The organism is Frankia alni ACN14a (assembly GCF_000058485.1).
Taxonomy (GTDB): Bacteria; Actinomycetota; Actinomycetes; order Frankiales; family Frankiaceae; genus Frankia; species Frankia alni.
In genome coordinates, this window is the sequence record NC_008278.1 from 580,084 (window position 1) to 598,275 (window position 18,192).

Sequence of the window (18,192 nt, forward strand, 5' to 3'; positions counted from 1 at the left end):
CACCTCGACCCGGTCGGGGCGGGAACGTCGACGTTGATCGGATCGTTCTGCCCCCTCGACCCGGTGGCCGTTCCCGGCCCGGCGGTCCCCGACCGGCCCGGGCGACTCCGGTGGAGGCGTCCGGGCCGGAGCCGGCGCTGTCGGGCGCAGGGAAGCACAGGCACGGGCCAGGCCGGTCTCGCCGGCCGCTTCGCCGTCAGGGCTCTGGCCGGTCCGGGTCCGCGTGAGTCCCGAGTCGGACCGGGCTGGGTCGGCCGGGTGAGCCGGGCCGGGTGGTTCAGGCCTGGCCCACCCGGGTGCGGTCGAACTCGCCGTCCCGCGCGCCGGCCAGGAAGGCGTCCCACTCGGCCGCGGAGAAGGCGAGCACGGGACCGCTGGGGTTCTTCGAGTCACGCACCACGATGCCCTCGCCCAGGGGAGCGACCTCCACGCACATGCCACCCGCTCCGTTGCTGTAGCTGCTCTTGCGCCAGGCCAGCTCGGCGGGACCGCCCAGATCGGGCTTCGCAAATCTGGTCATCTTAGTTCCTTTACGACGGAAAGTATCATCTGTGTGGATTCTTCCGGCCGCAGGGCGGCGGCCAGAAGGTGATTCATCTTCAACTTATAGCGCCGGACTTCGGCGGCACGCTCGATGTAAAGGCTGCCTGCCGCCTCTTCTATATAGACCACTTCGTGGTCTTCCGAATCGGGGAATCCGAGTATGGAGAATGCGCTGCCCAGGCCGGCGTGTGCGCCCACGGCGAACGGCAGGACCTGGATCGTCACATTCGGGAGTTCGGACCGTTTGGCGAGGAAATCGAGCTGATCGCGCATGACCGCCCGACCGCCGATCTCCCGACGCAGGACCGCCTCGTCCAGAACCACCCAGAGCCGGGGATGGTCGGGGGCGGTGAGCCGGCGCTGCCGGTCCATCCGCAGGGCGATCTTGCGTTCGACCTCCTCGTCGTCGGCCTCCGGGTCATCGGCCCGGATGACCTGCCGGGCGTAGTCTCCGGTCTGGAGCAGCCCGTGGACGAGCTGGGGCTCGTACACCTGGATCGATGCCGCGTCACCCTCCAGGCCGATGTAGATCTCGAACCAGGCCGGGACGACGTCGTGGTAGGAGTGCCACCAGCCGTGACGGCGGGACTCCCGAGCCAGCGCCATCAGCGCGTCGCGCCGCTCACCCTCCGTGACGCCATACAGGTTGAGCAGGTCCGACACGTCGCGAGTGCGTACCGGCACCCGCCCGTTCTCCATGCGGCTGACCTTGGAGACCGAGCAGCGCAGCAGTTGGCACACCTCGTCGACCGAGACGTCCGCCGCCTCTCGCAGTCGCCGTAACTCGGCACCCAGCCGCCGCCGCCGCACAGTCGGACCGCCGCTCGTGGCCATCGCTAGTCCTTCGGTCTGCTGGGAGTGATGAGTGCATCCTGCCACTGGATCGCCACTCCTCATACACAGTGCACAGCTCTGGGTAGCAAAACTGTTACAGAAGCTCTTGCAGGCGGTCGAGGCGGGGGCCATGCTTCGAGTCTTGGTTTACTTTGAGTGGCGAACTCAACCCTCTGGGTGAGAACTTGGTATGGTGAGGAATCACGGGGAGTAGTCAATGGCGATCGTGTGGGGTCCGAGGCGTCGGTCCGGCAACCGTGCCGGAACGACTGGCTGGGCGGCATCGGTCCTGCCGCACGCCCCCGACACTCTCGCCACCTCCGCACCTCTGTCCGCCCCTGCCGTCCTGTCCTTCCCGTCCGTTCCGGACGTTCGGATCGCCACCACAACGACCACGGCGTGGGCGGCCATCGTGAGGGCTGCGGCCACCTGGTCGGCGACGAGTCGGTCCACGACGGCGCGGCACGTCGGCGTGCTGGCCTGGGGCGACGGGGGCGGCCGTCGACCGCCGGCTCCGGGCGGGTGGACATCGAGCCCCGTCCGGAGCCGGCCAACCCACCGTCGCGGGCCGGACCGACGCCTCTGCGGGCGTGACCGCGCACCGGGGACAGCTCCACGGCTCTCATTATTCGGCAATTGGCTGAAAGGCGTGACAATGGCGACTCGCCGATTCCAGGTCTACGACGGAGATGGCGAACTGGTGGCCACCTTCCTGGAGTGGGAGGCGGCGCACTCCTGGGCACATCGCCGCGCCGGCGAGGCAGGAACCCGAAACCCGGTTCAGGTCGAGGACCGGGTCGAGCGGCGGACCTGGACGATCGATGCCGATCAATGCCGGCTCACAGTGTGGCGGCGCCGCGTGGAATACGGATACTGCGGTCGGCCGGAGGCGCGTCCCGTCGGCGCCGGCCGTAAGCACGTCTACGTCTCCTGAACGGGCCGGGCGGTCGCGATGCCGGGGTGTCCGGTGCTGGCGCCGGTGTCCTGGCCGTCGGCGGCATAGGCCGGCTGCCGGACGCCCGCGCGCAGGGCCTCGAAGATGGCCACACCCTGCCCGACAAGTCCACTGGCGATCTCACCGATGCCCTCGGCGCCGTTGAGCACCGTGACGTTCGCGCCCGCCAGCCCTGAGGCCGCCTGCCGGACGATCTCCGGGAGCTGGTCGATGAGCATCCGGTCGAGAGCAACCCGGTTGTGCGACGCGGCGGCCTCGGCCTGGATCCTCATCTTCTCGGCCTCGGCGAGGGCGAGGACGCGAACCCGCTCGGCCTCCGCCTCCGCGGGCTTGACGACCTCGGTGACGAGTTGCTGCTGGCGCAGCTGAGCCTCCCGTTCGGCCAGCTCGGTCCGGGCCGCGGTCACCGCGACCTCCGCCTGGGCCTGCGCAAGCGGTCCGGCCTGCGCGGCCTCGGCCTGGGCTCGGTCGATCTCCGCCCGGTACTGGGCCTGGACGATGGAGGTCTGCCGGGCGTACTCCGCCTGCGCCCGCTGCGAGCGCTGCTCGGCCTCGGCGGCGGCCTGGTTGGCCTCGGCCTGGGCGATCTGCGCCTGGCGCTGGATGGCGGCGTTGTGCGGCGCCGCGATCGCCGCGATGTAGCCGAGTCTGCCGTCGTCGATGGACTGGATCTGCAACGCGTCGACGGTCAGCCCGATCCGGGCCATCTCCGCCTTCGACCCGTCGAGTACCTCGGTGGCGAGTTTCTGCCGGTCACGGATGATCTCCTCGACCGTCATCGAGCCGATGATCGAACGCAGGTGGCCGGAGAAGATCCGCCCGGTCAGCACGGCCATCTGGCCCTGGTCGGACAGGAAGCGCTGGCCGGCGTTGACGATGCTCTCGCTGTCGTTGCCCACCTTGAAGGCGATCACGGCGCGGACGTTCAGGGAGATTCCCTGGTGAGTGACGCACGTCTCCGTGACCTCGGCCTCGCACATCGCCAGGGTCAGGAAGCGGACCTTGCGGAAGAACGGCAGAATGAATCCGCCGTGACCGGTGATCACCTTGAAAGGCATCCCACCGCGGTTCTTCCCGCCCGAGATCAGCATCGCCTGGTCGGGTGCGGGGACTCGGTAACCAAACACGCCGTGAACCTTTCGTCAGAGATCGCCGCCGAAGACGGCGGCGGGATCCAGCCACGGCACCACCTCGACGGTCCGAGGCCCGCGCGTTCCGATGACCAGCACGGAGGCGCCCTTGGGCAGCGGAGTGTCGGACAGGGCGAGGAAAGTCTCGATTCCGCCGCGTACCCGCACCACCACCTCGCCCGGCCCGGCGTCGCCCCGAGTGCCCACGATGAGCGCGCCGACGCGGCCGATGACGGACGGATCGCCCACCATCCTCGAACCTCCTCCTCGCACGCGGGGCGCGGAAGGCCATGGCTGAACGGTCGTTGCAGGCGAGAAGAGACTACAAGTCGCCATCCTTGGGATCAGGAGCTTGTCGCTGTCGCCTTCTGTATTGACCAGACGCTGGTCGTCTGGAGCAGTCCGGTCCACGCTGACCGCATCTCCGTCAGCCGCTGACGGCCGGACCGGCCGGTTCTGGCGCTCGTCGGCCCGGCTCGAACCGGCGCCGGTAGGCGGTCGGCGTGAGGCCGGTGCGTCGACGCAGAGCGACCCGTAGACCCGCGGCGGTCCCGAGACCACTGGCCCGGGCCACGAGATCGAGGCGTTGTTCCCCCCGTTCGAGCAGCCGGCAGGCCAAGGTGACCCGTTCGGCGGTCAGCCACGTGGAAGCGACAACAGGGCACGCCCCCATCTGAATCGGTCTCACGAGTGGTCCGATCCCGGCGCGAGCGGACCGGCGCCGGGGACTGCTACGCCGGACTCGTACGCGGCGACCACGAGCTGCGCCCGATCGCGCGCCCCAAGCTTGGTCAGTAGCCGGCTGACGTGCGTCTTGACGGTGGTGACGCCGACGAACAGCCGCCTGGCGATCTCGGAGTTCGACAGCCCCGCTGCGACCTGGACGAGCACCTCGCGCTCCCGCTCCGTCAACCGGGTCAGCTCCTCGCCCCGGACGGGCCGCTGTGGCCGCTGGGCGAACTCGGCGATGAGACGCCGGGTGACGCTCGGGGTCAGCAGCGCGTCGCCGGCGGCCACGATCCTGATCGCGGCCAGGAGGTCCTCCGGACGAGTGTCCTTCAGGACGAATCCGCTGGCGCCGCCACGCAGGGCCGCGAAGACGTGTTCATCCTGATCGAAGGTCGTCACCACGAGGACGCGTGTCGCGGCGGTGCCAGGGTCCGCAGCGATGATCCGCATCGCCTCCAAGCCGTCCATGATCGGCATACGGATGTCCATGAGAACGACATCCGGGCGCAGGTGCCTGGCCAACCGCACCGCCTGCGCGCCGGTCCCGGCCTCCGCGATCACGGCGAGATCGGGAGCGGAGTCGACCAGCACTCGGAAACCGGCGCGCACCAGAGCCTCGTCGTCGGCGATGAGGACCCGGACGCGACCGTCCGCCGCCGGCACGGGGCGGGACGGACGGTCGGAATCAGCGCGGCTACTGAGCCCTTCCTGGGTCTCCGCCGATGCAGAGCCATCGGCTGTCACCACCATCAGACTGCATCCTGTCCGGCAGGACACGGCTGGACCGATGTCGGCGGGCGCTCACAGGACCGATCTGCCATGACGATTGCGGGTGGGAGGGGGAACCGGGCCACGACCGCGAATCCCCCACCTTCATGGGGGCCGGCGCTGAGCGTGCCGGCGAAGAGCTCCGCTCGCTCGCGCATCCCGACGAGGCCCAGCCCGGGGCCTGATGCTGTGTCCGGCTCGGGTCGCCCCGAGGCTGAGCCGGTCGGTGCATCGGCCAGGCCGCAGCGCGCCTGGTCGATCCGGCGATCTGCCGGTGTCGCCTCGCTGTGATGATGCTCTGGGCTGCCTGGTGAGGTACGCCCGTCATCGACGATGCGCACGACCAGTTCCCGCGGCCCGTCGTGCACGCTGACCTGGGCCTCGGTGGCGTCGGCATGCCGAACCACGTTCGTCAGTGCTTCTTGGACGATGCGGTACACCGAGGTTTCCAGGACCGGGAGATAGCAGCGCTCGGTGCCGGTGCGCCGGTATGACGTGCGGAACCCATGTCGCTGCAGCCCGGCGACCAGATGGTCGAGGTCTGCGAGCTTCGGCTCGGTGATCCTGGCCGGTGCGTCAGCACTGAACCGTTCGTCAGCTTGCACTGATTCGGCGCGCTCGGGCTGCCCGCTCGACGGGACCGTCTGATCCGCCCGGCTCGAGACTCCGGTCGGCTCTCTTTCTGGTCGCGCTGTCAGCGTCGCATCCGATCGGCCGGATGGCTCCTCGATCTCCTGGCGGGTACTGCGCAGGACGCGGCGTACCTCGTCGAGAGCTGAGCGGCTCGTCGTCTCGATGACGCTCAGTGCCTCGCGTGCCTCGCGCGGGTCCTCGAGCAGACGCGCAACTCCGGACCGGACCGCGATCAGGCTCAGCGTGTGCGACACGACGTCGTGGACGTCCCGAGCGACTCGAAGCCGTTCTTCGGCGCGGATCCGGCGCTCCCGCTCCGCGGCCTCTCGGCGCGCCTCCAGCGCAAGCCGACACCGATAGCGGCGGCGGGTGCGGAAGGCATCGCCGACCAGCCAGGCCGCTGCGGCGATGAGTGCCTGGACCAGATCCTGTTCCTGATCGGGATACAGGCGCATGGCGACGGCGGTGGAGACCGCGATCGATGCGACTGCCGCCGTGCTCGCGGCCAGTGACGTTCGCCTGGGGTGGTGATCGGCGACGGTGAGGACGGCAACGCCGAGCGCTGGTCCGGCGTTGCTGACCAGCGGCGTGAAGCGGACCCCTGCGAACGCGGCCGCGCAGAGGACCGCGGTGACGCTGGCGAGCACGGGAAGCGGCCAGCGTCGGGCTGCTATCAGCGGGGCGGCGCAGAGCACCCCGAACAGCAGGATGTGCGAAGTTGAGCCGTAGGCGTCAGCCCCAGGCGAGACCGTCGGAGTCAGGGCGGCGGGCAGGCTGAACAGGGCGAAGGAAGCAAGGGCAACCGCGACGTCGACGGCGCCGGGTCCTGCACTGCGGCCGACCTTGGCGGACCCGGCGAATTCCTGCATGCGTGCGGGCCGATGGGTCGGGCCGGACGGGGCCGGCGTGATGAGCGCCATGGAATGTGACGGTAGACGCCGAGGTCGGCTTCCGGCGTCCCTCCACAGGATGACTCGGGCCATCCGCCTCCGGTCGGACGAGCCGCGCCGAGTCCACCCCTCGAAGGACCCGAGGATGGTTCCGGCGATGGACGACAGGCCGGCCCAAGAACGCGATGTTGATGGACATGAAGCCGCGTCCATCCGCTCCCTCCCGTCCAGCTGGCGCCTCGCCGCGCAGAGCCGTCACCGTCCGACCACGGCTCCGGGACTGGCCGTACAGGCATCCCCGAACCGTTCCCTCGCGTCGGGTAACCGCAGGGCTGTCGCCCGTTCTGGCCGGCTTCGCCGTGAGCGCTTTCAGTGCAGGCGTCGTCTCGGGCTACCTCACGTACCAGCACCGGTCCTCGGTGCGCGCGGAGCACAGCGCGGGCACTGCCGCCTGGGGGCCACACCTCGCCGTGCTGATTCTGGCCGGAGTTCTCGCCACCGGTTCATGGCTGCGTCGCCGGCGGCCTTCGACCGAGTGGCGTGCCCGGGGCGCGCTGCCTGCGCCGCTCGGCCGGCCCGCGGCACGGCGGATCACGTTGACGGCGCTCGCTGTCCGCCGCCGCCCGGCGGAGCTGTGGCGGCTCGCTGTTCTCGCCGCCTCGGCCGTGGTGCTGCTCTACCTGTGTTGGCGGGCCGGGTTGCAGGTGCTGGGGGGACTGGACCCGAACTTCACGGCGAATGCGTGGGGCGGCCCCAGCTATGCGGGGGCGATGGCCTGCCACTATCTCGATCTTGCGGTTATCGGTGCGGTCGTCGCGGGACTGCTCGATCGGGCCCTGCTACCGGTCCCAGCGGGCCGTGGCTAGCTCCTGGCAGGGCGGACTGGCTCTGGTAGTGTGAGCGCAGCCGTAAATGATCTTTTTGAGGAGGTGGGACCCATTTCCGCGGTATCAAGGTGGGTGTACTCCTCCCATGATCACATGTGGTTCGACCAGGCCTGGTGATCGGGAGGACGCCCTTCGGTGTCCCGAAAGGCTTCCCGTGTCGTCATTGCCTTCGTCCCTTCCGCCGTCTCTCTCGTTGCCCCACATCGTTCATCGGCTGCGTGCCGCAGGCTGCGTCTTCGCCGAGGACGAGGCCCGGCTGCTTGTGGGCGCTGCCCGGACAGCCGCCGAGCTGGCCGCGATGGTTGACCGCCGGGTCGCCGGCCAGCCCTTGGAACACCTTCTCGGCTGGGTCGAGTTCTGCGGCCTGAGGATCGCGGTAGAGGCCGGTGTGTTCGTGCCCCGGCGCCGTACCGAGTTCCTCGTCCGACAGGCCCTCGGCCAGGCCGTTGGCCGGCCCGGCGAGGTCGTGGTCGACCTGTGCTGTGGATCCGGTGCAGTGGCTGCCGCACTGCTCGCGGCTCTGCCCGCTGCTGAGGTGCACGCCGCCGACATCGAGCCTGCCGCGGTGCGCTGCGCTCGGCGCAACGTCGCCGGCGGGGGCCTGGTGCACGAGGGTGACCTGTTCGCCGCGCTCCCCAGGACGCTGCGGGGACGTGTGGATCTCCTGGTGGTCAACGCGCCGTATGTCCCGACCGACGCGATCGGCCTGATGCCGCCCGAGGCGCGGGAGCACGAGCCCCGACTGGCTCTCGATGGTGGAACGGACGGCCTCGACGTGCTGCGACGGGTCGTCGTCGACGCGCCGTCCTGGCTGGCCCCGGGCGGCAGCCTCCTGTTCGAGACCAGCGCGCAGCAGTCGCCCGCGCTCGCTGACGCGGTCACCCAAACCGGGCTGATCGTCCGGATCGTCCAGTCCGAGGAATCGGCAGCCACCGTGGTTGTCGCGGTCTCTCGGGCCGCAGACGCGGCAACGTCGGACCGACGGTGAGGGAACAGACCCTCGAAGATGAAGCACCCCTGGCGGAGGGCCGGCGGGGTAGTCGTCGTCCGACGTATGTTCGGGCCTTTTCCGCTCGCGCCGCGAAAAATGATCACGGTGTGGGAAGGGGTGTGGTCAGCCCGGTGAGGTGGCGCCGGCGGGGCGGGCGGGAGTGCGGCGAGGCGGTCTGGGGCCGCGACCGGCGGTGGTCAGGCGGCTGCCGAGCCAGCCCGCGGCGGCGGCGGCCGGCCACAGGCGGGTGGCTGCGTTGCGGGCGTGGATGCCGGTCCAGGTGGTGGGGATGAGCAGGTGGGCGGCCTGGTCGACGCCGCGCTGGCGTGGTTCGACAAGGTGGCGGTGACGCGCCTCGTAGCGGCGCAGGGCCGAGCGGTGATCATCGGGGGTTGCGGCCAGTTCCTCGGCGAGTGCGAACGCCCCGGCCATCGCCAGGGAGGAGCCGTCGCCGAACAGGGACACGCAGGAGGCCGCGTCGCCGACGAGCGTGATCCGACCAGTCGACCAGGCGGGTACGTCCACCCGGCTCACCGCGTCGAAGTAGAGGTCCTCGCTGGCCTGTGCCCGCGCCAGCAGTTCCGGCGTCCGCCACGATCCGGCTGCGTAGGCGCCGGCGAGCAGAGTGCGGTGCTGGTCGATGTCGCGATGGTTGAAGTCCGCCAGATCCGGGCGGCGGAAGGCGAAGAACGCGATCGGCCCCGAGGCGGAGGGGTGCAGGGCGACGGCCCGGCCCGGGGTGTTGTGCATGACCACCTCACGCCGGTGCTCGATCGGTCCGTTGAACGGCACTGTGGCGATGTAGAGACCCAGGTGGCGTACGAAGTTGGCATCTGGCCCGAAGGCGAGCCGGCGCACTGCCGAATGGAGACCGTCGGCGCCGATGACCAGGTCGAATCGGCGGGAACGACCGTGGTCGAAGGTCACGTCGACGCCGTGGTCGTCCTGCGCCAGACCGGCGATGGAGTCGCCGAACACGAACTCCGCGTGCTCCGCGCTCGCCGCCTGCAGGATCGTGGCGAGCGCGCCGCGAGGAAGCTCGACGTCGCCACCGCCGGTCGCGCGCGCGAGCGCGCGCAGGTTGACACGGCCGACGCTGCGGCCGGCCGCGTCCACGAAGCGCATTCCCGTCACGTTGGTGGCGGCGGCCCGCAGCCGGGCGAGCACCCCCATCCGCTCTGCCACCCGCAGGGCCGGGCCGCGCACGTCCACCGGGCTGCCGCTGGTCCGCTGCCACAGCCCGCGCTCGACCACCGTCGGCCGAAAGCCGTGCCACGACAGCCAGTACGCGAGCGTCGTCCCGGCGATGCCGGCGCCGGAGACGAGCACCGTCCGGTTGCCCATGCGTCCTCCGCAGGTGGGGTCGAGGCCGATCGGACCGTCAGCGTATGACCAGGTTTCAAATCTGGTCAAAAATTGAATGCGCGGTGTGATGAACGTTGACCAGCTCTCGAATGCGGTCATACGGTCGTTCCGTGAGCCCGACAGCCGGCCGGTCCCGGGACTCGTCGCGCGGGCGGGAGCGCGCCACGCGCATCCTCGATGCCGCCGAGGATCTGCTGGTGCGTCACGGCGCGCGGCGGGTGACCGTCGAGGATGTCGCGCTCGGCGCCAACATCGGCAAAGGCACGGTCTACCTGCACTGGGAGACGCGGGAGAAGCTGTTCGCCGCCGTCTTCGACCGTGCGGTGGCCCGAGCGATCTCCGAGCTGCTCGTCGCGATGCGCACCCAGCCGAGTACCTGCCTGCCGCACCAGTTCGCCCACGACTACTTCCTCGCCGTGATGCACCGTCCGCTGCTGCGCGGGCTGCTGCTGTCCGACCCGGAGCTGCTCGGCCGGCTGGCCCGCCAACACGACCCCGCCTGGGACGAACGCCACCACCTGGTGTCCGAACGGTACTTTCGGTTGCTCGCCGAATACGGTGTGCTCCGGGCCGAGCTCGGTGCCGACGAGGTCGCCTACGCCTTCCAGGCGACGTTCGAGGGTTTCGTGCGGGCCGAGGACGAACTGGCCGGCGGCGAGAACGCCGCGCCGCGGGCTGCCGCCCAGCCCGCCGTCGCCACCCTGGAACGGCGGGCGGACCTGCTCGCCCGGACCGTCGAGCTCGCGTTCGAGAACAGCCGCCCGGTCACGGCCGACGAGCTGCGTTCGCTCGCCGCCGACGTCGTGGACCTGTTCACCGACCTCGTCGACCGCCGCGGGTTCACCGACCTCGTCGACCTCGTCGACCATGCCGAGCTCGGTGCCCCCGCCGTGTCCTGATCGTCCAGGGCGGCCGCCCGGCCCCCCTCGCGCCGTCCGGTCCCCTCCGGACACCCGACGGCGCGAGGGTCAGGGCAGGACGTCGTAGGTGTAGATGGCCGAGACGTCGAGGACGCCGCCCGGGGTGTCCGGCTTGCTGGCCGGGGTGAACGGGGAGACGAGCGGGTCGTCGATCCGGTGGCCGAGCAGGGTCGGCGGGGCCGTCATGTCCGGCTGGTACCGGCGGCCGTTGCGGCTCATCCAGCCCTCCCAGAGCCGGTCGACGTTGCAGTGGTGGACGAAGAACACCGGGTCGTTGGGGGACGACGCCGGGGCCATGTCGCCGCCGACCCACAGGTGGACCTGGTTGTGCAGGCCGGGGCCGGTGAAGCCCTCCAGCCGGTTGCGGAAGCCGCGGGAGGAGACGTCGAACGGCGGCCGGTCGTAGTCGGCGAGGCTCGGGTCGGCACGCGTGTCGTAGGCCGCGCGGACGTCGCCGGTGCGAGGCAGCCGCGGCGAGCCGAACGGGGCGTTCTGGCCGAAACTGCGGGCGAGGCCGCGCTCGGTGACCTGGCGCAGCGCGCCGCTGGAACCGGTCGCGATCCGGACCCGGAAACTCGTCGGGTCGGCCCGGTCGAAGGCGAACGCCCCACCGCGCACGGGGCTGCCCTGACCGCCGAACCCGTCCGGGGTGTCCCGCCACAGCACCGAGGCGGCCGGGTTCGCCACGCCGCCCGGCGCGGGCGGGGTGCCGTCGAGCGCCCAGTCCCAGTAGGGCAGGCCGAAGTCCGGGTCACCGAGAACCCGTTGCAGGTGTGCCTCCAACCACCGGAGCATCACCCGGTGCCAGGGCAGGAACACCGGCCCGCGGTGCGCGGCGTTGCGGGTCCCGGCGTCACCGCCCGGAGGCACCGCGGTGTTCATGGCGAGGACATGCCAGATGACGAACAGGTCGTAGGTGTACACGGGGCGGGCACGATCGGGGATGCCGAACCGGTCCGTGGTCAGCGTGGTGGGCTCGTGCTTGAGCAGCTTGACGCCGCGGATGTAGTCCGCACGCGCCTTGTCGTCGCGGAGGATGTCCCGGCGGATCGCGGCCATCTCACCGACCTCCCGGGGTCTCGTCGCCGTGCATGTGGCCGCTGCCGCCGTGATCGTGGCCTTCGTGATCGTGGCCTTCGTGGCCCTCGGCGGGCGACGGCTGCGGGGAGAACTCTTCGGGGAAGGTGCGGATGAGCACCCGCACCAGGTCCACGAGGGAGGGGAGCTGGTAGGCGGGCAGGCCGTGGCAGTGCGCCGAGCCGTCGTTCGACAGCCCGATGTGCACGTCCAACGGCCGCCCGTCGACGGTGATCTCGTAGGTGGTCGTGACGACGACGTGATGGCCGTCGAAGTCGTCCTCGCGCACGCTGCGCGCCGGACCGGTGTGATCGTGCTCGGGCTGTGGGAGTCCGGCCAGGTAGGTCGCGAGGAAGGCCGGCTGGATGGGGTCGGCGGTGTCCGATGGCATGGAGGTCCCCCGAGGTCTGGTGGCTGCCACGATGCGATGATGTGGCCGCAGCATCTACCGTGGGTGAGGAATTCACAGCGAACTGTCGCCTAGACGTCGTCCTCCGCGATACCCGAGCTCGGGATGGCAGAGGCGGCTACGCGGGATGCCACCTCGTGAGGGCTGTGCGGGAGCAGGGTTGACGGCTCCCGCGATGCGGCGGAGCCTTTGTTCGCGCCGAGTTTCGCCCTTGCCGGTCGGGCCGCCCTCGTCGGCTGCTCGCCGCCGAGGTGTCCGCATCCGCGGGTCCGCCTGCGGGCCCAGCCGGTCTGGAGGAAGTCCGATGTCGCGAACGGTCCTGCTGCCGAACGCCGATCATCCGATCACCGTCGAGCCGACCGGTGGGCGGGTGGTCGTCCGGATCGACGGGCGTGTCGTCGCCGACTCGCATGACTCGCGGACGCTGCGCGAGGCCAGCTATCCGCCGGTGCAGTACATACCGATCGCCGACGTCGACCAGAGCGTGCTGCGCCGCAGCGACACCACCAGCTACTGCCCGTACAAGGGCGACGCGAGCTACTACAGCGTCGAGACCTCGGACGGCACGACGCTGCGCGACGTCATCTGGACCTACGAGACCCCCTACCCGGCCGTCGCGGACATCGCCGGCCGGATCGCCTTCTACGCCGACCGCGTGGAGATCACCCTCCCCGACGCCGCCGCGTGAACCCGGCGGCGCGGCATCCTTCGCGGCTTCGCTTCGGCCGGGGTCGCGAGCGCAGGTCCCGTCGGCAGTAGGGCTCGCGGTATGCGGCGGATCGTCATCCTCGGCCGTGGCGGGGCCGGGAAGTCCACCCTCGCCCGCCGGCTCGGGGAGATCACCGGCATTCCCGTGATCGAGCTGGACCAGCTCTTCTGGCGCCCCGGGCCGCGGCCCAGCCTGCCGCAGGAGTGGACGAGGACCGAGCGGGAGGCCGTCCGGGCGGATGCCTGGATCATGGATGGCGATCTCGGGCCCTACGAGGTGTCCCTGGACCGGTTCGCCGCCGCGGACACCATCGTCGTGCTCGACTTCTCCCTGCCCCGCTGCGCCTGGCGGGCGTTGCGGCGCTCAAGGGAGAACCTCGAGTTCTGGCGGTGGACGATCGGCTATCGGCGCCGCAGCCTCCCGCAGGTCATGGCCCGGATCTCGGCGCGCCGCGCCGCCGCGAAGCTCCACGTGGTGCGCAACCCGCGGGAACTGGAACGGTTCGTCGCCCTGGTGGCGGCCACGGCCGGTCGCGGGACGACCAGCGCCTCCTGAGCGCCCGCGCCTGGCCCGCCGGCACGGGTCAGGCGCGCTGGTCGGGTCAGGTGAGCCGGTCGGGTCAGGCGAGCCGGTCGAGCGCGTCGCGCAGGTACCGGCCCAGGGTTTCGCTCCCGGTGTGGCCGGAATCGGTGATCGGGACGAGGTCGGCGTCCGGCCAGGCACGGGCCAGCTCCCAGGCGACGCGGAACGGGCCGCCCAGATCATGGCGGCCGTGGATCAGCACCCCCGGGATGCCGGCGAGCCGGCCGGCGTCGCGTAGCAGCACGCCTTCGTCCAGCCAGGCCCCGTGCGCGAAGTAGTGCGAGCAGATCCGCGCCAGCGCGAGCCTCGCCCGCTGTGGGCGGCTGCCGTACGCGCCCGGCTGCCCGTTCGACTCCAGTGAGATGACCGCGTCCTCCCAGGCGCACCAGTCGTCGGCGGCCCGCTGACGCACCGCCGGGTCCGGATCCGCAAGCAGGCGCGCGTAGCCGGCGACGAGGTCGCCGTCGCGGTCCGCGGGCGGCAGTGCGTCGCGGAACCGCTCCCACTCCGCGGGGAAGTACCGGGCCACGCCGCGGTAGAGCCAGTCGACGTCGCGGCGGCGGGTCATCGTCACGGCCACAAGGACGATTTCCGACACCCGGGACGGGTGGCGCTCGGCGTAGGCCAGGGTGAGCGTCGAACCCCACGAGGCGCCGTACAGCAACCACCGGTCGATCCCGAGGTGCTCGCGGAGCAGCTCCATGTCCGCCAGCAGATGGCCGGTGGTGTTGTGCCGCAGGTCGGTGTCGTGGTCGCCGGCATGCGGGGTGCTGCGGCCGCAGCCGCGCTGGTCGAACAGGACAATCCGGTAGCGGTCCGGGTCGAACCACCGGCGCGCCTGCGGCGAGCAGCCCGAACCCGGCCCGCCATGGACGACCAGCGCCGGCCTGCCGGCCGGGTTGCCGCAGACCTCCCAGTAGACGAGGTTGCCGTCGCCGACGTCGAGCATCCCGGTGTCGTACGGCTCGATCGGCGGATACTGCGATCCCATCGGCCAATCCTGGCCTACTGGTCACGGTGGGTACCGGCAGTGGTCGGGATTCCGATCGTGTGGACCCACTCCTCGTAGCGACCGACCGGGAGGAAGCCGAGGGCGGCGTAGAGGCCACGGGCCATCGGCGTCGACTGCAGGGTCGCGGTCCGCGCCCCGTCCTGTTCGGCGACGGCGAGCACGTGGCGCAGCAGCGCCGTCGCCAGGCCGCGCCGTCGCCAGGCCGGGGCCGTCCCGACCGTGTAGATCCCGCAGTCGGCGCCGTGCCGGAAGCTCCAGGCGCCCGCCACCGCGGCTCCGTCGCGCAGCAGGGCCCAGGCGGCCAGGCCCGGCACCGCCTCCGGTAAACCGAGTTCGGCCGCGTCGAGCGGCCCGTCGGCGGCCCGGATGGCCGCGTCGATCGAGGTGCGGACGACGCCGTCGGTCCGGGTCGGCCCAGGTTGCAGCACGGCCCGCATGACGAGCGTCGTGGTGTCACGAGTGAGCCCGTCGACCGTGCACGGCCCGTCGACCGTGCACGGCCCGTCGACCGTGCGCGGCTCGTCGGGGGTGTCGAGGTCCGTCGCCCGGCTCGGGATCCACAGCGCCCACGTGTCGACGCCGGCCGCGGCGTACAGCCTGCCCAGCCGGCCCGCGACCGTCGACGCGGTGGCCACGTCGTCGAGCAGGATCGCGTTGTTCAGCGGCGCCCAGTCCGGGAAGACCGCCGCGACCGCACCGGGCGGGTGGACCAGCCCGGCGCCCGGTGATGTTCGGGCCAGGGCCGCCCAGCTGGCGAGCAGCGTCTCCTGCCCCGGCAGCGTCGTAGCTGTGCTCGTGCCCGCCGGTTGCCCGGTCCCATGCCCGGTCCCAGTCATGCGTCCGCCTCCCGCCTGTCTGGTACGGGACATCGATGCCGGCCCCGGTAGCTCCGTCGACTATGGCCCCTGGCCAGGCACCGCCCGGGTCGGATCGACGGCACGCTTCTCCAGACCGTCAGAAGATCCCGGCAATCGTATGCGATTCGCATGTAATATCTATGCGATGCGCACAGATATTGATGGCGCCGATGATGTGGCGCCGGGCGGACCCGCGCTGTTCCGGCTGGTCAGGTTCTGGTCACGGCGATGGACGGCCACCGCCGCGGCCGGCGAGGACGTCGACCGGACCGGTCACGTCCTTGTCCTGACGGCGATCGATGCCGCAAGCCGTGACGGCCGCGCCCAGATCGTCGACGTCGCCGCGGAGCTCGGGCTCGACCGGTCGAACGCCAGCCGGATGCTTGCCGCCGCCGTGTCCGCCGGACTGGTGACCAAGAGCGTTTCGCCCGCGGACGCGCGCCGCGCCGAACTCGCCGTCACCCCGGCCGGCGCGGAGCTGCTCGCCGCCGCCCGCGCCTGGCAGGAGCGCATGTTTGCCGGGCTCGTGGCGGACTGGCCGGCCGACGACGCCCGCCGCTTCGCCGCCTACCTCGCCCGCCTGGCCGCCGAGACCACGCCGGCCACCACGACCACACCGACTGCCACGACCACACCGACTGCCACAACCACACCGACCGCCGCCATGCCGGCCACTCGGACCGCATTGGAGGTACGCCCATGACTGTCGTGCTCAACCACACCATCGTCCCGGTGGCCGACAAGGAACGCTCGGCCCGGCTGCTCGCCGCCCTGCTTGGTGTCGAGGCGGGCGAACCGGCCGGTCCTTTTGTTCCGGTCCGCGTCAACGACGAGCTCACCCTCGACTTCGATGACCGGCTCGGCGCCCGTCCCGGCCACTACGCCTTCCTGGTCGACGACGTCACTTTCGACGTCGCCCTCGACCAGGCGAGGCGGTCCGGCCTGGCCTGGGGCTCGGCGCCGCGGACCGTCGACCGTCAGATCAACCACCTCGGTGGCGGCCGGGGCGTCTACATCCGTGACCCCGACGGCATCGCCTACGAGTTCTTCACCACCGTTCCGTGACGATGGTCACGGCGGAAGGGTGACAGTAGGTTGTCGCCGGCCGGGGCAACGATCGAATCATGACTGAGTTCGCGATCGCGCCGCCGTCCGCTGTCCGTAACGATTCCCTCGTCACGACCGGGCTCGACTGTCTCGCCGAGACCGAGGCGTTCAACGCCGCGTTCGAGGCCAAGGCGGGCTCCGTGCCGGACCGCAGCCGAGGGGTGGACGCCGCGACGCTGGCGACGTTGCGGCGTAACCGGGTGGGTGGCGAGGCGCCGCCGGTGCGCCTGGCCGAGGCGCACGACCGGCAGGTCGAGGTCGACGGGGTGCGGGTCGGGTTGCGGGTCTTCGTCCCGCCCGTCGTCGAGGGCGCCTACCTGCACATCCACGGCGGCGCGTGGATGTTCGGCTCGGCCGACGGGCAGGACGAGCAGCTGTGGGACCTCGCCCGCACCGCCCGGCTCGCCGTGCTCAGCGTCGACTACCGCCTCGCGCCCGAACACCCGTACCCGGCGGCGCTGGACGACTGCGAACGGGCCGCGCTGTGGCTGGTCCGCAACGCCGCGGTCGAGTTCGGCACCGACCGGCTGCTCATCGGCGGCGAGTCCGCCGGCGCGCACCTGTCGCTGACCAGCCTGCTGCGGCTGCGGGACCGACACGCGATCACGGGGGCGTTTCGGGCGGCCCACCTGACGTTCGGGCCGTACGACCTGTCGATGACGCCGAGCCAGCGCCTGTTCGGCTCCCGCCGGCTGGTGAGCAACACCGACTCGCTACGGGGGACCTACGACGCGTTCGTCCCCGGTCGGACGCCCGAGCAGCGGCGCGACCCGGACGTGTCCCCGCTGTACGCGGACCTCGCGGGCATGCCCGCGGCGCGCTTCGTGGTCGGCACCGACGATCCGCTGCGCGACGACTCACTGTTCATGGCCGCGCGCTGGCGGGCCGCCGGACTGCCGGTGGAACTGGAGGTGGTGGCCGGGGCGATGCACGGGTTCACCCTGTTCCCCCTCACCATCACCGAACGGGAGCTGCGCCGGCAGACCGAGTTCCTGTCGGGGGCGGGACGTAGCCTCCGGCCGTGACCCGAACGGACCGGCTCTATGCGCTGATGGAGGAGCTGCGGGCGGTGGCGCCGCGTCCCGTCACGGTGCCGGTGCTCGCGCGACGTCTGGAGGTCAGCGAGCGCACCGTGCAGCGGGATCTGAAGGCGCTGGCGGAGACAGGCGCCCCCGTCTACAGCGCCACCGGGCGCGGCGGCGGCTGGTCCGTGGACCCGGCGATGACCCTGCCGCCGATCGGGTTCACGCCAGGGGAGGCCCTGGCGGTGGCCGCGGCGCTGGCCGCCGCGGAGGGCTCCGCGCCGTTCGCCGACGGCATCCGCGGCGCGATGCGGAAGATTGCCGCGTCCCTGTCCGGCCAGGCCCTCGTCGAGGCGCACGAGTTGGCCGCCCAGATCGTCGCCCTGCCGTCCCGGCTCGACCCAACGGTCCGCGGCGCGGTGGAGTGGGCCCTGACCCGGCGGGAGGTGCTGTCGCTGAGCTACCTGGACGCCGGCGGGCGCACCTCGGAGCGGGAGGTGGAGCCGGCCGGCCTGCTCGCCGCCGAGGGCCGTTGGTACCTGGTGGCCTGGTGCCGCCTGCGGCGCGCCCCGCGCGGTTTCCGGCTCGACCGGATTCGCGCCGCCGCCCCGACCGGGCAGGCCGCCCCCCGCCGCGAGCTCGCCGACCTGCTCGGCTCGGCCGCCACGGGCGCGGTCACTCCGGCCGTGCTGGACAGCCTGGCCCCCTGACGCAGCCAGCCCGATCCGCGCCGACGCGGCCCGGGTAGGACCGGTCCGGCGGCGGGCGGGAG

The 18,192-nt window shown here is 71.5% G+C and carries 21 protein-coding genes; 10 read left to right on the forward strand and 11 right to left on the reverse strand.

The window, feature by feature from the left end; translation table 11 throughout:
* Positions 1 to 277: 277 nt before the first annotated feature.
* Positions 278 to 520 (reverse strand): DUF397 domain-containing protein, encoded by a 243-nt coding sequence (locus tag FRAAL_RS02235; RefSeq protein ID WP_011601770.1) that lies wholly within the window; start codon positions 518 to 520, stop codon positions 278 to 280.
* Complete coding sequence (locus FRAAL_RS02240) at positions 517 to 1,377, reverse strand: helix-turn-helix domain-containing protein (RefSeq protein WP_041938706.1); 861 nt, start codon at positions 1,375 to 1,377, stop codon at positions 517 to 519. Before FRAAL_RS02240 ends, FRAAL_RS02235 begins: the two co-directional genes overlap by 4 nt.
* Before the next feature lie 655 nt (positions 1,378 to 2,032).
* Here FRAAL_RS02240 and FRAAL_RS02250 point away from each other — a divergent pair.
* A complete protein-coding gene (locus FRAAL_RS02250; RefSeq protein WP_011601773.1) occupies positions 2,033 to 2,311 on the forward strand; it encodes a hypothetical protein in 279 nt (92 codons plus the stop codon).
* Here the strand turns inward: FRAAL_RS02250 and FRAAL_RS02255 are convergent.
* The 4 genes from FRAAL_RS02255 to FRAAL_RS02275 all read right to left on the reverse strand — a co-directional run bounded on the left by FRAAL_RS02255 (position 2,299) and on the right by FRAAL_RS02275 (position 6,512).
* Positions 2,299 to 3,459 carry an SPFH domain-containing protein gene (locus tag FRAAL_RS02255; protein WP_011601774.1) on the reverse strand — a complete coding sequence of 387 codons (1,161 nt, stop codon included), beginning with the start codon at positions 3,457 to 3,459 and terminating at the stop codon, positions 2,299 to 2,301. The two genes, FRAAL_RS02250 and FRAAL_RS02255, sit on opposite strands and share 13 nt — an antisense overlap.
* Positions 3,460 to 3,474: 15 nt before the next feature.
* A complete protein-coding gene (locus tag FRAAL_RS02260) occupies positions 3,475 to 3,714 on the reverse strand; it encodes an NfeD C-terminal domain-containing protein (protein ID WP_041938708.1) in 240 nt (79 codons plus the stop codon).
* A gap of 432 nt (positions 3,715 to 4,146) precedes the next feature.
* Positions 4,147 to 4,854 carry a response regulator gene (locus tag FRAAL_RS02270; RefSeq protein ID WP_041938710.1) on the reverse strand — a complete coding sequence of 236 codons (708 nt, stop codon included), beginning with the start codon at positions 4,852 to 4,854 and terminating at the stop codon, positions 4,147 to 4,149.
* Positions 4,855 to 4,940: 86 nt separating this feature from the next.
* Positions 4,941 to 6,512 (reverse strand): sensor histidine kinase, encoded by a 1,572-nt coding sequence (locus FRAAL_RS02275; protein WP_041938711.1) that lies wholly within the window; start codon positions 6,510 to 6,512, stop codon positions 4,941 to 4,943.
* A gap of 329 nt (positions 6,513 to 6,841) precedes the next feature.
* Between FRAAL_RS02275 and FRAAL_RS02280 the strand changes: the two genes are divergently transcribed.
* Together FRAAL_RS02280 and FRAAL_RS02285 are read left to right on the forward strand one after the other, a co-directional pair.
* Positions 6,842 to 7,348: a hypothetical protein gene (locus tag FRAAL_RS02280; protein WP_157734094.1), complete on the forward strand. Its 507-nt coding sequence runs from the start codon at positions 6,842 to 6,844 to the stop codon at positions 7,346 to 7,348.
* Positions 7,349 to 7,562: 214 nt separating this feature from the next.
* Complete coding sequence (locus FRAAL_RS02285; protein WP_231861463.1) at positions 7,563 to 8,357, forward strand: putative protein N(5)-glutamine methyltransferase; 795 nt, start codon at positions 7,563 to 7,565, stop codon at positions 8,355 to 8,357.
* A gap of 126 nt (positions 8,358 to 8,483) precedes the next feature.
* Here the strand turns inward: FRAAL_RS02285 and FRAAL_RS02290 are convergent, their stop codons facing one another.
* Positions 8,484 to 9,704, reverse strand: a complete 1,221-nt coding sequence (locus tag FRAAL_RS02290; RefSeq protein WP_041938713.1) for an FAD-dependent monooxygenase — start codon at positions 9,702 to 9,704, stop codon at positions 8,484 to 8,486.
* Between the two features lie 131 nt (positions 9,705 to 9,835).
* Between FRAAL_RS02290 and FRAAL_RS02295 the strand changes: the two genes are divergently transcribed.
* Positions 9,836 to 10,624 (forward strand): TetR/AcrR family transcriptional regulator, encoded by a 789-nt coding sequence (locus tag FRAAL_RS02295; protein WP_063822590.1) that lies wholly within the window; start codon positions 9,836 to 9,838, stop codon positions 10,622 to 10,624.
* A 69-nt stretch (positions 10,625 to 10,693) separates the two neighbouring features.
* On the opposite strand, the gene FRAAL_RS02300 is transcribed toward FRAAL_RS02295, so the two are convergent.
* Positions 10,694 to 11,704 carry a tyrosinase family protein gene (locus FRAAL_RS02300; protein WP_011601784.1) on the reverse strand — a complete coding sequence of 337 codons (1,011 nt, stop codon included), beginning with the start codon at positions 11,702 to 11,704 and terminating at the stop codon, positions 10,694 to 10,696.
* A 1-nt stretch (position 11,705) separates the two neighbouring features.
* Positions 11,706 to 12,113, reverse strand: coding sequence for a hypothetical protein (locus FRAAL_RS02305; RefSeq protein ID WP_011601785.1), 408 nt, complete (start codon positions 12,111 to 12,113; stop codon positions 11,706 to 11,708).
* Between the two features lie 322 nt (positions 12,114 to 12,435).
* On the opposite strand from FRAAL_RS02305, the gene FRAAL_RS02310 reads away from it, so the two are divergent.
* Both FRAAL_RS02310 and FRAAL_RS02315 read left to right on the forward strand, forming a co-directional pair.
* A complete protein-coding gene (locus FRAAL_RS02310; protein ID WP_041938714.1) occupies positions 12,436 to 12,819 on the forward strand; it encodes a DUF427 domain-containing protein in 384 nt (127 codons plus the stop codon).
* A gap of 81 nt (positions 12,820 to 12,900) precedes the next feature.
* Positions 12,901 to 13,395, forward strand: a complete 495-nt coding sequence (locus FRAAL_RS02315; protein WP_011601787.1) for a P-loop NTPase family protein — start codon at positions 12,901 to 12,903, stop codon at positions 13,393 to 13,395.
* 64 nt (positions 13,396 to 13,459) lie between these two features.
* On the opposite strand, the gene pip is transcribed toward FRAAL_RS02315, so the two are convergent.
* The gene (gene pip / locus FRAAL_RS02320; RefSeq protein WP_011601788.1) at positions 13,460 to 14,413 is read right to left on the reverse strand and encodes a prolyl aminopeptidase; all 954 of its coding nucleotides are present in this window, start codon (positions 14,411 to 14,413) and stop codon (positions 13,460 to 13,462) included.
* 14 nt (positions 14,414 to 14,427) lie between these two features.
* Positions 14,428 to 15,270 carry a GNAT family N-acetyltransferase gene (locus tag FRAAL_RS02325; protein ID WP_157734095.1) on the reverse strand — a complete coding sequence of 281 codons (843 nt, stop codon included), beginning with the start codon at positions 15,268 to 15,270 and terminating at the stop codon, positions 14,428 to 14,430.
* A 166-nt stretch (positions 15,271 to 15,436) separates the two neighbouring features.
* Between FRAAL_RS02325 and FRAAL_RS02330 the strand changes: the two genes are divergently transcribed.
* The 4 genes from FRAAL_RS02330 to FRAAL_RS02345 are packed head-to-tail and all read left to right on the forward strand — an operon-like array spanning position 15,437 to position 18,130.
* A complete protein-coding gene (locus tag FRAAL_RS02330) occupies positions 15,437 to 15,994 on the forward strand; it encodes a MarR family winged helix-turn-helix transcriptional regulator (RefSeq protein ID WP_083866681.1) in 558 nt (185 codons plus the stop codon).
* A complete protein-coding gene (locus tag FRAAL_RS02335) occupies positions 15,991 to 16,356 on the forward strand; it encodes a VOC family protein (RefSeq protein WP_011601791.1) in 366 nt (121 codons plus the stop codon). The genes FRAAL_RS02330 and FRAAL_RS02335 overlap by 4 nt, the downstream gene beginning before the upstream one ends.
* A gap of 59 nt (positions 16,357 to 16,415) precedes the next feature.
* Positions 16,416 to 17,423: an alpha/beta hydrolase gene (locus tag FRAAL_RS02340; RefSeq protein WP_011601792.1), complete on the forward strand. Its 1,008-nt coding sequence runs from the start codon at positions 16,416 to 16,418 to the stop codon at positions 17,421 to 17,423.
* Positions 17,420 to 18,130: a helix-turn-helix transcriptional regulator gene (locus FRAAL_RS02345; RefSeq protein ID WP_011601793.1), complete on the forward strand. Its 711-nt coding sequence runs from the start codon at positions 17,420 to 17,422 to the stop codon at positions 18,128 to 18,130. Before FRAAL_RS02340 ends, FRAAL_RS02345 begins: the two co-directional genes overlap by 4 nt.
* Positions 18,131 to 18,192: the final 62 nt, after the last annotated feature.

Excerpts from the sequence above, each read along its gene's own strand:
- pip (WP_011601788.1), bottom strand. The coding sequence starts at position 14,413 with ATGGGATCGCAGTATCCGCCGATCGAGCCGTACGACACCGGGATGCTC.
- FRAAL_RS02300 (WP_011601784.1), bottom strand. The coding sequence starts at position 11,704 with ATGGCCGCGATCCGCCGGGACATCCTCCGCGACGACAAGGCGCGTGCG.
- FRAAL_RS02335 (WP_011601791.1), top strand. The coding sequence starts at position 15,991 with ATGACTGTCGTGCTCAACCACACCATCGTCCCGGTGGCCGACAAGGAA.
- FRAAL_RS02310 (WP_041938714.1), top strand. The coding sequence starts at position 12,436 with ATGTCGCGAACGGTCCTGCTGCCGAACGCCGATCATCCGATCACCGTC.
- FRAAL_RS02305 (WP_011601785.1), bottom strand. The coding sequence starts at position 12,113 with ATGCCATCGGACACCGCCGACCCCATCCAGCCGGCCTTCCTCGCGACC.
- FRAAL_RS02260 (WP_041938708.1), bottom strand. The coding sequence starts at position 3,714 with ATGGTGGGCGATCCGTCCGTCATCGGCCGCGTCGGCGCGCTCATCGTG.
- FRAAL_RS02235 (WP_011601770.1), bottom strand. The coding sequence starts at position 520 with ATGACCAGATTTGCGAAGCCCGATCTGGGCGGTCCCGCCGAGCTGGCC.
- FRAAL_RS02240 (WP_041938706.1), bottom strand. The coding sequence starts at position 1,377 with ATGGCCACGAGCGGCGGTCCGACTGTGCGGCGGCGGCGGCTGGGTGCC.
- FRAAL_RS02325 (WP_157734095.1), bottom strand. The coding sequence starts at position 15,270 with ATGACTGGGACCGGGCATGGGACCGGGCAACCGGCGGGCACGAGCACA.
- FRAAL_RS02315 (WP_011601787.1), top strand. The coding sequence starts at position 12,901 with ATGCGGCGGATCGTCATCCTCGGCCGTGGCGGGGCCGGGAAGTCCACC.
- FRAAL_RS02340 (WP_011601792.1), top strand. The coding sequence starts at position 16,416 with ATGACTGAGTTCGCGATCGCGCCGCCGTCCGCTGTCCGTAACGATTCC.
- FRAAL_RS02275 (WP_041938711.1), bottom strand. The coding sequence starts at position 6,512 with ATGGCGCTCATCACGCCGGCCCCGTCCGGCCCGACCCATCGGCCCGCA.
- FRAAL_RS02290 (WP_041938713.1), bottom strand. The coding sequence starts at position 9,704 with ATGGGCAACCGGACGGTGCTCGTCTCCGGCGCCGGCATCGCCGGGACG.
- FRAAL_RS02330 (WP_083866681.1), top strand. The coding sequence starts at position 15,437 with ATGCGCACAGATATTGATGGCGCCGATGATGTGGCGCCGGGCGGACCC.
- FRAAL_RS02250 (WP_011601773.1), top strand. The coding sequence starts at position 2,033 with ATGGCGACTCGCCGATTCCAGGTCTACGACGGAGATGGCGAACTGGTG.